The sequence below is a fragment of the Thauera chlorobenzoica genome, from assembly GCF_001922305.1.
GTDB classification, from domain to species: Bacteria; Pseudomonadota; Gammaproteobacteria; order Burkholderiales; family Rhodocyclaceae; genus Thauera; species Thauera chlorobenzoica.
Window position 1 is genome coordinate 799,003 of record NZ_CP018839.1, and the last position, 14,668, is coordinate 813,670.

The window sequence follows — 14,668 nt, forward strand, 5'->3', positions numbered from 1 at the left end:
GATGCATGCCCCTGTGACAGACTCTTCGAACGTCGTGCCAACCGACGCGGCAGCCAGACCGGCAGCACCCGGCCTGCTCGACCGCGTCATCGACTGGTCGGCGCGCAACGTCTTCCTGGTACTGCTGGCCACGCTGTTCCTGATCGGGGGTGGCGTGTATGCGGTCAAGCACACGCCGCTCGACGCGCTGCCCGACCTGTCCGACGTGCAGGTGATCGTCTACACCGACTACCCCGGCCAGGCGCCGCAGGTGGTCGAGGACCAGGTCACCTATCCGCTCACCACCTCGATGCTGGCGGTGCCGCGGGCGAAGGTGGTGCGCGGCTTCTCGATGTTCGGTGCCTCCTATGTGTATGTGATCTTCGAGGACGGCACCGACATCTACTGGGCGCGCTCGCGCGTGCTCGAGTACCTGAGCTCGGCCGCCGGCCGCCTGCCGCAGGGGGTGTCGCCGCAGATCGGGCCGGACGCCACCGGCGTGGGCTGGGTCTACCAATATGCGGTGCTCGGCCGCGACATGAGCCTGGCCGACACCCGCAGCGTGCAGGACTGGTACGTGCGCTACCAGCTCACCAAGGCGCAAGGCGTGTCCGAGGTGGCGAGCCTGGGCGGCTTCGTGCGCGAGTACCAGGTCACCGTCGATCCGCTGCGCCTGGCCGGCTACGGCATCACCCTCGATGCGGTGACGCAGGCGATCCGCGCCTCCAACCGCGACGTCGGCGGCCGGGTCGTCGAACTCGCCGAAAAGGAATACATGGTGCGCGGGCGCGGTTACCTGCGCAGCGTGGAAGACATCGCCGACATCGTGTTGAAGGCCGAGCGCGGCACCCCGGTGCGGGTGGGCGACGTCGCCCGCGTCGAGCTGGTGCCGGCCGAGCGGCGCGGCATCGCCGAGCTCAACGGCGAAGGCGAGGTCGCCTCCGGCATCGTCATGGCGCGCTTCGGCCAGAACGCGCTCGACGTGATCGCCAACGTCAAGGCCAAGATCGCCGAGATCGCTCCCGGCCTGCCCGCGGGCACCGAGATCGTGCCGGTGTACGACCGCTCCGAGCTGATCGAGCGTGCAATCGCCAACCTGAAATGGACCCTGCTCGAGGAGAGCCTGATCGTCGCCGCGGTGTGCGTGATCTTCCTGCTCCATGTGCGCAGCGCGCTGGTGGCGATCATCACCCTGCCGCTCGGGATCCTGTTCGCCTTCATCGCCATGCGTTCGCTCGGCCTGGGCTCGAACATCATGAGTCTGGGCGGCATCGCGATCGCGATCGGGGCGATGGTCGATGCGGCGATCGTGATGATCGAGAACGCGCACAAGCACATCGAGCGGCTGCCCGCAGGCGCGACCCAGAAGCAGCGCGGCGCCGCGATCGTGCTCGCGTGCAAGGAGGTCGGGCCGGCGCTGTTCTTCTCGCTGCTGATCATTACCGTCTCCTTCCTGCCGGTGTTCGCGCTCGAAGGCCAGGAGGGGCGGCTGTTCTCGCCGCTCGCCTTCACCAAGACCTTCGCCATGGCCGGCGCCGCGCTGCTGTCGGTGACCCTGGTGCCGGTGCTGATGCTGTTCTTCGTGCGCGGGCGGATCCTGCCCGAGGCGAAGAACCCGGTGAACCGCTTCCTGATCTGGGTGTACCGGCCGATCATCCAGGGCGTGCTGAGGTTCAAGCTCGTCACGCTGGTGCTGGCCGTGCTGGCGATGGCCGCGACCCTGGTGCCCGCACGCCAGATCGGCTCGGAGTTCATGCCGACCTTGAACGAAGGCACGCTGTTCTACATGCCGGCGGCGCTGCCGGGGATGTCGGTGACCGAAGCCGGGCGCCTGCTCGCTACCACCAACCGCATCATCAAGACTTTCCCCGAAGTGGAATCGGTCTACGGCAAGGCCGGCCGCGCCAACACTGCGACCGATCCGGCGCCACTCGAGATGTTCGAGACCGTGATCAACTTGAAGCCGCAGGACCAGTGGCGCCCAGGAGTGACGACCGACACCCTGATCGCCGAGATGGACGCCGCGCTCAAGTTCCCCGGCCTCGCCAACTCGTGGACGATGCCGATCAAGGCCCGCATCGACATGCTCAGCACCGGCATCCGCACCCCGGTGGGGGTGAAGGTGTTCGGCAAGGACCTGGAGACGCTGGAGAAAGTCGCCCAGGCGGTGGAAGCGGCGGTGCGCAAGGTCCCCGGCGCGAGCAGCGCCTACGCCGAGCGCGTGGCCGGCGGCTACTACGTGGACATCGTGCCGCGCCGCGACCAGCTCGCGCGCTACGGGCTCACCATCGACAGGGTGCAGGACGTGATCGCCACCGCGCTCGGCGGCGAGATGGTGACGACCACGGTCGAGGGCCTGGAGCGCTACGGCGTGTCGGTGCGCTACGCGCGCGGCCTGCGCGACGATCCGGCACGCCTTGCGTCCGACGTCTATGTGCCGACGATGAACGGCCCGATCCCGCTCGGCCAGGTCGCCGAAGTGAAGCTGACCCGCGGCGCGCCCGGCATCCGCACCGAAAACGCGCTGCTCGCGGCCTATGTGTATGTCGACACCCGCGAGGCCGACCTCGGCGCCTTCGTCAAGCGCGCGCAGCAGGCGGTGGCCGAAGCAGTCGCCTTCCCGCAGGGCTACTACGCCACCTGGAGCGGTCAGTTCGAGAACATGGAGCGGGCCAAGGAGAAGATGAAGGTCGTCGTGCCGGTGACCTTGATGCTGATCTTCGTGCTGCTGTACCTCAACTTCCGGCGGCTCACCGAAACGCTGATCGTGATGCTGTCGGTGCCCTTCGCGCTGGTGGGCGGGGTGTGGCTGATGTGGTGGCTGGACTACCAGATGAGCGTGGCGGTGGCGGTCGGCTTCATCGCGCTCGCCGGGGTGGCCGCCGAGACCGGCGTGATCATGCTGATCTACCTCGATCACGCGTGGCAAGAGGTCCGTGCGCGCTGCCAGGCTGAAGGCCGCGCGGCCGGGGTCGCCGATCTGTACGAAGCGATCATGGAAGGCGCGGTCGAGCGCGTGCGGCCGAAGATGATGACCGTGGTCGCGATCATGGCCGGCCTGTTGCCGATCATGTGGAGCAGCGGCACCGGCAGCGAGGTGATGAGCCGTATCGCCGCACCGATGGTCGGCGGCATGGTGTCCTCGACCGTGCTGACGCTGGCGGTGATTCCGGCGCTGTATGCGCTGGTCAAGCAGTGGGAGTTGCGCCGGGGCGTCCAGCCGGCGCTGACGGCCGCAACGGTATCCGGTTCCTGACGTCTCGGTCAGTGGAAAGGAGAAGCACCATGACCCAACAACATATGCATGGTGACCATTCCGGCCCCGCCCATCCTCACGATCATCCATCACCAGGCCAGGACACCGATCCGGGGCGGTATCTGGCACCGGAGACAAGTCAGCCTTCAACGGAGCCCGCACCGGTGCCCGGCACCGAATACACCTGCCCGATGCATCCGGAAATCCGCCAGATCGGACCCGGCACCTGCCCGAAATGCGGCATGACGCTCGAGCCGGTGATGCCGGGCCTCGAGGAGGGGGACAATCCCGAGCTCACCGATTTCCGCCGCCGCTTCTGGTGGACGCTGCCGCTGACGGTGATCGTCACCGCGATCGCCATGTCCGGTGGGTTCTTCGATCCGATACTGGGTGCGGCGCGCCCCTGGGTCGAGCTGGCACTGGCGACACCGGTCGTGCTCTGGTCCGGTTGGCCATTCTTCGTGCGCTGCGCCCAATCGATCGGCAACCGCAGCCCGAACATGTGGACCCTGATTGGGCTGGGAGTTGGGGCGGCCTATCTGTATAGCGTCGTCGCTACGGTTGCGCCCGAAGTATTTCCGTCCTCCTTCCGCATGGGCGAACACGTCGCGGTGTACTTCGAGGCAGCAGCGGTGATCATCTCGCTGACCCTGCTCGGCCAGGTGCTGGAGCTCAAGGCGCGCTCGGAGACCGGCGCCGCGATCAAGGCGTTGCTCGGTCTCGCGCCCAAGACCGCGCGACGCATTCGCGCGGATGGCACGGAAGAGGATATTCCGCTGACCCACGTTCATCCCGGCGACCGCTTGCGCATTCGCCCCGGTGAGAAGGTGCCGGTCGATGGCGCCGTTGCCGAAGGCGAAAGCGCGGTCGACGAGTCGATGCTGACCGGCGAGCCGATCCCGGTGACCAAGCGCCCCGGCGACAAGGTGATCGGCGCGACGCTCAACACCAGTGGGGCGCTGGTCATGGTCGCCGAGAAGATCGGCGCCCAGACCATGCTGTCGCAGATCGTGCAGATGGTCGCGCAGGCCCAGCGCTCGCGCGCGCCGATGCAACGCCTGGCGGATGTCGTCGCGGGCTGGTTCGTCATCGTCGTCGTGCTCATCGCCCTCACCACGTTCGTGGTGTGGGGGCTCTTCGGACCCCAGCCGAGCTGGGCCTATGGCCTCATCAACGCGGTGGCGGTGCTGATCATCGCCTGCCCCTGCGCACTGGGCCTAGCCACGCCGATGTCGGTGATGGTGGCGACCGGCAAGGCCGCCACCCAGGGCGTGCTGTTTCGCGATGCGGCGGCGATCGAGTCGCTGCGCAAGGTCGACACCCTGATCGTCGACAAGACCGGCACCCTGACCGAAGGACGCCCCGCCTTCCATAGTGTGGTGGCGGCGCCGGGCGGGACGGAGGCCGACGTGCTTCGCATCGCAGCCAGCCTCGATCAGGGTAGCGAGCACCCACTCGCCCAGGCCATCGTGAGCGAGGCTCGCGAGCGCGGTCTCGCGCTCAGCACACCGGACACCTTCGAATCCTCTTCCGGCATCGGCGTGCGCGGCACAGTCGATGGCCAACGTGTGGTTCTGGGGAACACCGCCCTGATGGACGATGAGCGCATCGATTGGCGCGGGCTCGCGGAACGCGCCGAGGCTCTGCGCCTTGAGGGCGCAAGCGTGATGTACCTCGCCGCAGAGGGCGTGCTCGTCGGCCTCATCGCCGTTGCAGATCCGATCAAGGCTTCGACCCCGGAAGCGCTCGATGCGCTGCGGGCGAGCGGGCTCAGGATCATCATGGCCACGGGCGATGGGCTCACCACGGCGCGTGCGGTCGGTGCCCGCCTGGGCATCGACGAGGTCTATGGCGAAGTGAAGCCCGCCGACAAGAATGAGCTCGTCGGCAAACTGCAGGCCGAGGGGCATATTGTCGCCATGGCTGGCGACGGCATCAACGATGCCCCGGCGCTCGCACGCGCGAACGTGGGCATCGCGATGGGCACCGGGACCGACGTCGCCATGAATAGCGCCCACCTGACCCTGGTCAAGGGCGATCTGCGGGGCATCGCCACCGCGCGTGGCATCTCCGTCGCTACCGTGCGCAACATGCACCAGAACCTCGTGTTCGCCTTCCTGTACAACGCGGCGGGCGTGCCGATCGCAGCCGGGGTGCTCTATCCGGCGTTCGGACTGCTTCTTTCCCCGCTGATTGCCGCCCTCGCAATGAGCTTCAGTTCGGCGTCCGTGGTGGGGAACGCGTTGCGTCTCGGACGGAAAAGGATCTGATCGTCTTCAATCCGCCCGCACGGAAAGCCGGGCAGGCGAATCGCGTGACGGCTTGTTTCGGGAAAGGGGCCGGGCAAGCCGTGGCCCGCCTCCGCCGGCGGGCCGCAGCCGGGATGCGCTGGCCAGGGGCTTACTCCGCCGCGCCGATGAGCAGGTAGTTCGGGCCGCTGCGCACGAAACCGGCGTCATCGACCAGCATGTCGAGCGCGACGGAGGCGAGGTCGTCGGCGATGGGGTCGATGCGGACGTTCCTGCCCTGGACGATGAGCTTGGTGTAGCTGTCGCAGGCGCCGCAGGATTCGGCGCGGGCGATGCCGTCGTCGCCGTCGATCTCGTGGAGGGTGACCTTCTCGCTGTCGCCGCAGGTCACGCAGGTGGCGTGCGGCACGCGCCATTCGGTGTTGCACAGGGTGCAGTGGACGTAGCGCAGGCCGGCGGTCGGGCCCTCGCTGCGGATCACGCTCACGACCGGGTGGCTGCCGCACACCGGGCAGGTGCTGTGGGCTTCCATCAGCGCCAGCCCGGCGGCATCGAGCTGGCTGGCGATTGCGGTGAGCACCACCTGGATCGCGGCCGCAACGTAGGGCAGGCGGGCCATGTCGGCGCGATCGGGCTCGCCGTCGAGGAGCTTCCCCGCCAGTTTGTCGAGTTCCTCGGCGCTGGTGACGAGGAGCGCATCGAGCGTGTCGCGGGCGCCGACCGGGGCGTTCTCGAGGAGATCGCCGACGATGTCGCGCAGGATGTCGCGCCAGACCGCGGGGCGCTCGAACGAGGCGACGCTGATCGGGGGCATGCGGTGCGTGCGCGCCCGCGCCAGCACGTCCGCTGCGGGCGGGGTCAGGTCGTGCCCGGCTGCCGCCAGGGCCTTGTGCTGGGCGCGCGAGAGGCGGCCGAGGAAGCCGAGCCATTCGCCAAGGCCGTGGTGCAGGGCCAGCGCCTCGAAACGCTCGGCACGCGCAAGGAAAACGTGATCGGGATCGGGCAGGATGATCGCCGGGGCCTGGCCCGGCGACTGCAATTCGGTGGCTGGGGTGTTCATGGTTTCTCAACAATGGAAAGCGTGCGCAATGATCGGTGCTGTGTTCTGCCGAACGCAAGGGAAACGGCGAAAAAAGATGTGGCCCGGCGCATCGGTGTCGTCCGCCAGGCGCCGTTAACAGGCGTTGGCGATCGCGCTATTCTCGAGGTTTTTCCTGACCGAAGGAGCTGCAATGACCAAGACCGCCCTGATCATCGGCGCTTCCCGGGGGCTCGGCCTGGGCCTCGTGCGGCGCTTTCGCGAGCAGCACTGGGAGGTGGTCGCGACCTGCCGCGACGACCGCGGCGCGCAGGCGCTGGGTGCGCTCGACGGGGTGGAGGTCGAGCGCGTGGACATCTGCGCGCCCGCCAGCCGCGAAGCGCTGGCCGGACGCCTGGAAGGCCGGACCTTCGACCTCGTGTTCATCAATGCCGGCATTCCGGGGCCGGCGCACCGCCAGGTCGCGCCGGCGACCGCGGAGGAGGCCGGCACGCTGTTCCTGACCAACGCCATCGCTCCGGTGCAGATGGCCGAGCGCCTGCTCGGGCGGCTCGCGCCGGACGGCGTGCTCGGTTTCATGAGCTCGGTGATGGGCAGCGTGGAGCTGGCCCAGGCCCAGCACCGCCTCTACGGTGCCAGCAAGGCGGCGTTGAACCACCTCGTGCACAGCCTGTGGGCCGGTCTGGGCGAAACCCGCCTGACCCTGCTCTGCCTCCATCCGGGCTGGGTGCAGACCGACATGGGCGGCGCCGAGGCGCCGCTGGACGTGGGCACGAGTACCGCGGGGGTGTGCCGCGTGCTGGCGGGTGCTGCGGGGCGGGGCGGGGTGCACTTCATCGACTACCGTGGGCAGGCCTTGCCCTGGTAGGGCGGGCGCAGGCCGTTCCCCGCGCGGAAAGCGCAGGGGGGCGCCTGGGCGTGGCCCGGTAGCGGCGATCAGAAATCGTAGCGCAGGCCGGTCATGAATGCCTTCCCGCCGCGGATGCTGCCGTCGAAGTCGGCCAGGCCGCCGCGCTCATCGGTGATCGCGGCGGTTTCCTGCTCGTAGTAGTACTCGACGAACACTTTCAGGCGCTCGGAGTACTGGTGGTCGATGCCGAGGTGGATGATGTCCTCGCCGTAATTGTCGACTTTGGCCAGCATCGCCTTGATGGTGTTTTTTCCGACGGTGTAGCTGGCGAAGAGGTTGATGGCCTCGTTGCCGTCGCGGGCAAAGCTGCCCGGCGACTTGTTGCCGGTGTCGAAGGTCTCGTATTTGGCCGCCAGATAAAGGTTGCCCAGGCGCTGGCTGAGGGCCAGGCCGTACAGCCGGTTCCGCCCGTACCCGGCATCGCCGCGGTCGTCCATCCCCACGGCAAGCCGGGTGTCGTCGAGGACGTAGGTCGCGCTCGCCTGTATCCGTTCGTCGTCGATGCGGGAGGTGGATCTGCGGTTGCCGTCGCCAGCCGCCCGGGCGATGGCGAAGCTCAGGCCGTGCAGGTCGGGACTGACGTAAGCCAGGGTTTCCCGCAGGCGGAAGACGGTATAGGTGGCGAATCCGCTGTAGTAGCTACTGAACATATCGACGGGGGCGGCGATCGCATTGTAGTAGGGCATCCATTGCTGGCCGTAGCTCAGCGTCCCCAGGTCGCTGCGGACGCCGAGCAGGGCGAGGCGGAAGCGCTCGCCGCTGGAGCGCCCGGCGCCGCCCTGGTCGTAGGGGTCGCGGACTCTCAGGTTCGCGGTGTCGAGCGGCATTTCCAGCTGGCCGAACAGGGTCAGGTGCTCATTGACGGTATGCGTGCCCTGGATGCCGAAGCGGGAATAGGCGTCACGGAACGCGTGGTAGCGATCGAAGGCGCTGGAGCGGTCCGGCGCCACCGATTCGATCTGGGTGCGCAGCGATGCATAGAGGCTGAAACCGCTGTTGTCTGCGGCGTTCGCGCACAGCGGCGCCAGGCCGAGCGCGAGCGCGGCGGCGAAGGAAGGGATGGGGTGAATCGATCCGGTCATGCGGGCTCTCCGGGTTGTAGGTCGGCGTCGGGCGGGGACGGTTGCGGAGCCGGCGCGCGGCAGCGCACGCACAGATGGATTTTTAATGTTTGTGCAAACATAGAAGGCGGGCATGATACCGGCTGGCGCCGGATCGTCAAACCGGGCGGCGGCCCGGGATGGCAGCCGGCGCGCGCCGCCGGGACCGCCGCCGAATCCGCTCTGCTATATTCGAGGGACGAAGCGATCCCGCCCCGACCTTTCCCTCCGCCCCTGTCCCGAGCCATGACCATCAAATCGCGCGCAGCCGTCGCCTTCGCGGCCAACCAACCCTTGCAGATCGTCGAAGTGGATGTCGAGCCGCCGAAGAAGGGCGAAGTGCTGGTGCGCATCGTCGCCAGCGGCGTCTGCCACACCGACGCCTACACGCTGTCGGGCGACGACCCCGAAGGGGTGTTCCCGGCGATCCTCGGCCATGAGGGCGGCGGCATCGTCGAGGCGCTCGGCGAGGGGGTGACTTCGCTCGCGGTGGGCGATCACGTGATTCCGCTGTACACCGCCGAGTGCCGTGAATGCAAGTTCTGCAAGTCGGGCAAGACCAACCTCTGCCAGGCGGTGCGCGCGACCCAGGGCAAGGGCCTGATGCCCGACGGCACCACCCGCTTTTCCTACCAGGGGCGGCCGATCTACCACTACATGGGGACGTCGACCTTTTCCGAATACACCGTGGTGCCCGAGATCGCGCTGGCGAAGATCCCCGGGGACGCGCCGCTGGAAAAAGTCTGCCTGCTCGGCTGCGGCGTCACCACCGGCATCGGCGCAGTGCTCAACACCGCCAAGGTCGAAGAAGGCGCCACGGTGGCGATCTTCGGCCTCGGCGGCATCGGCCTGGCGGCGATCATCGGTGCGACCATGGCCAAGGCCGCGCGGATCCTTGCGGTGGATATCAATCCGGGCAAGTTCGAGATCGCGAAGAAGCTGGGCGCGACCGATTTCGTCAACCCGAACGACCACGACAAGCCGATCCAGGACGTGATCGTCGACCTGACCGACGGCGGCGTGGACTACTCCTTCGAATGCGTCGGCAACGTCAGGCTGATGCGCGCCGCGCTCGAGTGCTGCCACAAGGGCTGGGGCGAATCGACCATCATCGGCGTCGCCGGTGCCGGGCAGGAGATCAGCACCCGGCCGTTCCAACTCGTCACCGGCCGGGTCTGGCGCGGCAGCGCGTTCGGCGGCGTGCGCGGCCGCACCGAGCTGCCGGCCTACGTGCAGAAGGCGCAAAGAGGCGAGATTCCGCTCGACGACTTCATCACCCACACGATGGCGCTGGAGGACATCAACCGCGCCTTCGAGCTGATGCACGAAGGCAAGAGCATCCGCAGCGTGATCCATTTCTGACCGCCCGCGCCCGCGCCGGCGCCGCGGCCGACTCCCGCGACGGCTGCCGCCTGCGGATGGCGGCGGGGTGAAGAACGCGGGCGGGGCGCTTCAGGCGCCGGGGGCCGCGCCCGAGAGCAGGGCGACGATCCGCGGCGGCAGCGGCTTCGCCCGGATCCGCCCCTGTTCGGGGTCGAACGCGGTCCAGACCCGGGTTTCGCTGCATTCGACCGCGATCGTGTCGCCGTTGCGGACGAGGTGGCGGATCTCGAACGCACTGCGATGCACCGCCGCAATCCTCGATTCGATGACGATGTCGTCGCCCCAGCGGGACGGCGCCTTGAACCGGGCCTGGTTGTCGACGAGGGGGATGCCGTCGATGCCGAACTCGTCGATCATCGATTTCAGCGTCAGCCCGGCGCGCCCGAGCAGGGCATGCACCGAGAAATCGAACCAGACGAAGTAATGCGGGTTGAAGACGATTCCGGACGGATCACAATGGCCGAATTCGACCTGCAGGGTTCGGGTGTTGGCGAGCACGCGGGGTCCTTTTCGTGGCGGGGGCGGTTCCGGCGTTGCGGCCGGCATCGGGCAGAGGCCGCGGCCGACGGCCTCGGCCCGCGGATCGTCATGCCCCGGGGGTGGTCCGGCAGCCGACCAGGTTGACCGCGAGCATGCTCAGCACGACTTCGCCGCGCTGGTTGAGCACTTCGATTTTCGAGCGCACGATTCCCCGGTCCGGCTTCGACGCCGAGCGCCGCGCCTCGATCACCGTGACCCGGGTGCTCAGCACGTCGTCCGGGCGCACCGGCACGAGCCAGCGCAGCTCGTCGAGCCCGGGCGAGGACAGGCTGGCGTTGGCGCTCAGGTAGTGCTCGGCGTACATCCGCATCATCAGGCCGCAGGTCATCCAGCCGCTGGCGATCAGGCCGCCGAACACCGTGCCGGCAGCCTTGGCGGGGTCGGTGTGGAAGTCCTGTGGGTCGTAGCGCCGGGCGAACTCGATGATTTCCCGTTCGGTCACCCGCATTTCGCCGAAGCGGTGGACGGCGCCGGGGAGGTAGTCCTCGAAGTAGCGGTCGTCGATCGGGGTGGAGAAGGTGCCCGGGTGGGTGGGTTCGGGGGCGGTCGGTTTGTATTGTTCAGTCATGGTCGTGTGGGGGCGTCAGTCCTTTGCCAGTTCCGGATATTCGCGGCGCACGGTGTCGCCGCCGTGGCGCCAGGCCTTGCACTCGCCGACGAAGGCGGTCACGCGCGGGTCGGTCCAGCGCCGGGGGTCGGGTTCGGCCGCGAGCTGGCGGGCGATCCGGTCCGGCCAGGAGGCCTGGGTGTAGGTGTTGCCGACCTGGGTGATGAGGTCGGTCAGGTGCACGCAGCCTTCCTCGCCGCCGACGCGCTCGCGCACCTGGCGCATGAAGCCCGCTCCGATCTGCAGGCCGATCAGGCGGCGGTAGGCGGCCAGGCTTTCCGGACAGGTGGGCCAGGGGGCGGTCTGCATCCGGGCCTCGACGTCGCGGATGGTGAACTCGCCGTCGATCAGGAAGGCGATCGTCAGGTCGTGGAGATTCCTCCCCGGCTGCACCGACTCGCGCGAGCGGAACACCATCTCATGGGCTTTTTCGTCGGTCACCGTGGCCTCGATTTCCCACAGCCCGTCCTTGCGCCGATACGCGCGGCAGGTGATCTGTCGCGTGTGCATCAGCTCGCGCTCGCTGCCTCCAAACATTGTTCCGGTTCCCTTTACGGAGCGGCGGCGGACTCCGCCGCCGCAATGGCAAAGCCCGCATGATACGGGGAGCGGATCAGGAGATGCCAACCCCTGGCGCGGTGGCAGGGTGCGCGCGCCGTCATTGCCCGCCACCGACCCGCTTCACCCCCACCGGCACGATGTCGCCGGCCGAGCCGGTGGCGTCGGTGAGGTCGAGCAGCATCGGCACCAGGCTGTTCATGCTCGTGACCTTGAAGTCCTTCGCCGTCGGCGTCGCCCAGTGGTCGAACTGGCCGATCATCAGCAAGGTGTCGGGGCGGATGCCCTGGCGCAGCACCACGCGGCCGCGGGTGGCGCGCAGCGGCGAGCGCACTTCGATCAGGTCGCCGTCCTCGATGCCGAGCTTTGCCGCGGAGGCGGGGTTCATGATCACGCCGCGGTGGCCGGCGACGTTGGCGGCGACTTCGCGCACCATCTGCAGGCTGACGTTGCCGCCCCAGGCGTACTGCATGCTGCGCGAAGTCAGCAGCCAGAACGGGAAGTCTTCCTCGCGCCCGCCGAGGTTGGAGATCACCGCGTCCTTGATCAGGTGCGAGAAATCGTGGAACTCGGGCAGCGGGCGGTATTCGTCGAGCTGGCGGTCCCACCACTGGATGCCGGCTTCGTGGAGGCGGCGGCCGAGCTCGGTGCCGACGCGCAGGATGCGCTCCTGGTAGGGCATCTCGAAGCGCAGGCCGTGATCGACCAGGTGGGGGTAGAGATACCACTGCAGGCGCGGGAAGCCGATGGTGCGAAAGCCGTGCTCGCGCCACCAGTCGAGGCCGTGGTCCTCGGTGCCGCCGGTGAGTTCGGCGCTGGCGGCGCGGCAGCTGGCGTCCCAGATCGTCTCCACGCTGTGGGCCTGGTCGAGGGGCAGCGAGTAGTCGTAGTCCGCCCCTTTCAGCGGCACCCCGGCGGCGCCCTTGTTGATCGCCTTGTTGTAGTTTTCGAGTACGCCGGTGCGCCGCGCCAGCTCGGTGGTGATCCAGGTGAAGTCGCGCGCCTCGCCCTGCGGTGAAACCGCCGGCTGGCGCAGGGCGAAGCCCTGCTGATCCCAGAATTGCTCGACGTACTTGGTGCCGCCGATGCGCATCAGCTGCAGGCCTTCGAGGTCGGTGCAGTCGGGCAGCAGGATGTCGGCGAAGTGGTTGGTCTCGTCGCGGGTGTAGGTGAACGCGACGACGAACGGAAAGCGCTCCAGCGTCTTCGCCACCTGGGGGGTGTCCCAGAACGAGATCACCGGATTGGTGCGGTAGAAGAACCAGACCTCGGGCTGGGTCGGCTCGGGGAAGTGCTCGAAGCCCTGCACCTGCTGCATCCAGGCGAGGTGGGTGGGGCCGAGCGCCGCGCTCCAGGCCGAGTTCGCCACCAGCGGCACGAGGGTGCGGTTGGCGTTGCGGATCTGCGGGCGGGAGACCCAGTTTTCCTTGTCGGTGGGGTTGAACGGGTAGTCCATGAAGCCGTCGGGGCCGGGCTTGGCGCTGCTCTGGCGGTCGTTGGCGGGGCGGTTCAGGCGCACCGCGGTGCCCAGCGTGCCGCCGGGGACGTCGAGGGCGCCGACCAGGCAGGCCATCAGGGTGCGCGCCCAGCAGCAGTCGTAGCCGCCCCAGCCGTTGTTGACGGTCTTGCCCAGGGTGATCGCCACCGGGCGCAGGGGCAGGGTGCGGCCTTCGATCTCGATGGTGGCGCCGATCTGGGCGTGGTCGAGGTATTCGTTGGCGACGCGGCGGATGGTGCCGGCGGGGACGTCGCAAACCTTCGCCGCCCATTCCGGGGTGAATTCGCGCTCGTGTTCGAGGAGTTTGCCGAACGCGGTGCTGACGCTGACCCCGGTGTGCTCGAAGCGCTCGCCGTCGGCGCCGAGTTCGAGGCCGTTGGCGGCGAAACAGCCTTCCAGCGCGGGGTCGGTGTCCGCGGTGTCGAACGGCACCGCGGCGGCGCGCTTCAGGTCCCACACCAGCGGCTTGCGCGTGTCCGGATCGCGCAGGTAGTAGCCGTTGGGCGCGACCAGGTAGGGCGAAGCGGTCATGTGCTTGAGGAAGTCGATGTCCAGGCGTGTGCGCGCGTTCTCGAACAGCATCACGTGGATCATCGCGTGCATGAACGCGGGGTCGGTCTTGGGCTTGATCGGCACCCACTCGGCCGAGCAGCCGCCGGTGATCGACAGGTGGGGCTCGACCTGGACGCGCTTGATGCCCTGCTCGACGCGTGCCGCGGCGTGGCGCCAGACGCCGCACACGCCGCCGGAGGCCTCGATGTTGCTGCCGAAGGAGACGACGTATTTTGTGCGCGGGGTGTCCGGGCAGACGGTGAAGGCGCGGTGCCAGAGCTCGCCGTAGAGGTGTTCGGAGTGGGTGCACTTGACCCCCTGGCCGCTGCCGAAGCTCAGGTCGACCGGCCCCCAGGCGGAAAGGAAGGCGGGGAAGGTGCCCATGTAGGCGGTGGGGGTGCCGCCGCCGCCGAAGCTCGCCGCCACGCGCGGGTAGCCGGACGTGTCGAGCAGCCCGTTCGCGCACACCGTGTTGAGCTTGGCGGCGATCATGTCGAGCGCCTCGTCCCACGAGATCGGCACGAAGCCGGGGTCTTCGTCGCGCCCCTTCTTCGGGTTGGTGCGCTTCATCGGGCTCAGCACGCGGTTCGGGTTGTAGGTCTTCTGTACCAGGCCGAAGGCCTTGACGCAGACCCGGCCGTCGGCCGGGTGCACGCCTTCGGCGTCGAAGTTGGGCTCGATCGCGGTCGCCACGCCGTCTTCGACCTTGACCTTGAACAGATCCGGTCCGGCCACGCACTGGTAGCAGTAGCCGGCAACCCGCTTCACTGCCGGTGATTCAACGTTTGATACCGTTTGCATGGCGACCTTCCTCCCTCCTGCTGGCGCAGCCGTTACCGGGAGTCCGGAATGGGCAGGCAGCAAATATGAATGACCGTTCAGTCATTCTTTGCGAAGGGGGTGGAAAAGTCAAGGTTGGTGTTTCCGCGAGGGGTGCGGGTGGGGGCGTGGCGGTCCGGCGGCGTGAATGTGCAAGTCTTGTTGACAGCGCTTGCTG

Annotated in this window: 10 protein-coding genes; 4 read left to right on the forward strand and 6 right to left on the reverse strand. The window is 68.2% G+C overall.

Features of this window, described 5'->3' with window-relative positions; all coding sequences use genetic code 11:
• Position 1 precedes the first annotated feature (1 nt).
• Both Tchl_RS03865 and Tchl_RS03870 read left to right on the forward strand, forming a co-directional pair.
• Positions 2-3,235, forward strand: a complete 3,234-nt coding sequence (locus Tchl_RS03865; RefSeq protein WP_269745438.1) for an efflux RND transporter permease subunit — start codon at positions 2-4, stop codon at positions 3,233-3,235.
• A gap of 44 nt (positions 3,236-3,279) precedes the next feature.
• Positions 3,280-5,505 carry a copper-transporting P-type ATPase gene (locus tag Tchl_RS03870; protein ID WP_408646129.1) on the forward strand — a complete coding sequence of 742 codons (2,226 nt, stop codon included), beginning with the start codon at positions 3,280-3,282 and terminating at the stop codon, positions 5,503-5,505.
• Positions 5,506-5,635: 130 nt separating this feature from the next.
• On the opposite strand, the gene fdhE is transcribed toward Tchl_RS03870, so the two are convergent.
• Positions 5,636-6,544: a formate dehydrogenase accessory protein FdhE gene (gene fdhE, locus Tchl_RS03875; protein WP_075147237.1), complete on the reverse strand. Its 909-nt coding sequence runs from the start codon at positions 6,542-6,544 to the stop codon at positions 5,636-5,638.
• A gap of 172 nt (positions 6,545-6,716) precedes the next feature.
• Between fdhE and Tchl_RS03880 the strand changes: the two genes are divergently transcribed.
• A complete protein-coding gene (locus tag Tchl_RS03880) occupies positions 6,717-7,391 on the forward strand; it encodes an SDR family oxidoreductase (protein WP_075147238.1) in 675 nt (224 codons plus the stop codon).
• 68 nt (positions 7,392-7,459) lie between these two features.
• Here Tchl_RS03880 and Tchl_RS03885 read toward each other — a convergent pair whose 3' ends face one another.
• Positions 7,460-8,515 carry a porin gene (locus Tchl_RS03885; protein WP_075147239.1) on the reverse strand — a complete coding sequence of 352 codons (1,056 nt, stop codon included), beginning with the start codon at positions 8,513-8,515 and terminating at the stop codon, positions 7,460-7,462.
• A gap of 264 nt (positions 8,516-8,779) precedes the next feature.
• Here Tchl_RS03885 and Tchl_RS03890 point away from each other — a divergent pair, with 264 nt between their 5' ends.
• Positions 8,780-9,895 (forward strand): S-(hydroxymethyl)glutathione dehydrogenase/class III alcohol dehydrogenase, encoded by a 1,116-nt coding sequence (locus Tchl_RS03890; RefSeq protein ID WP_075147240.1) that lies wholly within the window; start codon positions 8,780-8,782, stop codon positions 9,893-9,895.
• Positions 9,896-9,985: 90 nt separating this feature from the next.
• On the opposite strand, the gene Tchl_RS03895 is transcribed toward Tchl_RS03890, so the two are convergent.
• The 4 genes from Tchl_RS03895 to Tchl_RS03910 all read right to left on the reverse strand — a co-directional run bounded on the left by Tchl_RS03895 (position 9,986) and on the right by Tchl_RS03910 (position 14,472).
• The gene (locus tag Tchl_RS03895) at positions 9,986-10,414 is read right to left on the reverse strand and encodes an acyl-CoA thioesterase (protein ID WP_160113138.1); all 429 of its coding nucleotides are present in this window, start codon (positions 10,412-10,414) and stop codon (positions 9,986-9,988) included.
• Positions 10,415-10,502: 88 nt separating this feature from the next.
• Positions 10,503-11,024: a MaoC family dehydratase gene (locus tag Tchl_RS03900; protein ID WP_075147242.1), complete on the reverse strand. Its 522-nt coding sequence runs from the start codon at positions 11,022-11,024 to the stop codon at positions 10,503-10,505.
• 15 nt (positions 11,025-11,039) lie between these two features.
• Positions 11,040-11,600, reverse strand: a complete 561-nt coding sequence (locus tag Tchl_RS03905) for a DUF2889 domain-containing protein (protein WP_075147243.1) — start codon at positions 11,598-11,600, stop codon at positions 11,040-11,042.
• 121 nt (positions 11,601-11,721) lie between these two features.
• On the reverse strand, positions 11,722-14,472 hold the full coding sequence (locus Tchl_RS03910) for a molybdopterin-dependent oxidoreductase (protein ID WP_075147244.1): 2,751 nt from the start codon (positions 14,470-14,472) through the stop codon (positions 11,722-11,724).
• Positions 14,473-14,668 lie beyond the last annotated feature (196 nt).

Bases quoted from the DNA above. Each gene is read 5' to 3' on its own strand.
- Tchl_RS03900 (WP_075147242.1), bottom strand. From the start codon at position 11,024: ATGACTGAACAATACAAACCGACCGCCCCCGAACCCACCCACCCGGGC.
- Tchl_RS03890 (WP_075147240.1), top strand. From the start codon at position 8,780: ATGACCATCAAATCGCGCGCAGCCGTCGCCTTCGCGGCCAACCAACCC.
- Tchl_RS03905 (WP_075147243.1), bottom strand. From the start codon at position 11,600: ATGTTTGGAGGCAGCGAGCGCGAGCTGATGCACACGCGACAGATCACC.
- Tchl_RS03880 (WP_075147238.1), top strand. From the start codon at position 6,717: ATGACCAAGACCGCCCTGATCATCGGCGCTTCCCGGGGGCTCGGCCTG.
- Tchl_RS03865 (WP_269745438.1), top strand. From the start codon at position 2: ATGCATGCCCCTGTGACAGACTCTTCGAACGTCGTGCCAACCGACGCG.
- fdhE (WP_075147237.1), bottom strand. From the start codon at position 6,544: ATGAACACCCCAGCCACCGAATTGCAGTCGCCGGGCCAGGCCCCGGCG.
- Tchl_RS03870 (WP_408646129.1), top strand. From the start codon at position 3,280: ATGCATGGTGACCATTCCGGCCCCGCCCATCCTCACGATCATCCATCA.
- Tchl_RS03885 (WP_075147239.1), bottom strand. From the start codon at position 8,515: ATGACCGGATCGATTCACCCCATCCCTTCCTTCGCCGCCGCGCTCGCG.
- Tchl_RS03910 (WP_075147244.1), bottom strand. From the start codon at position 14,472: ATGCAAACGGTATCAAACGTTGAATCACCGGCAGTGAAGCGGGTTGCC.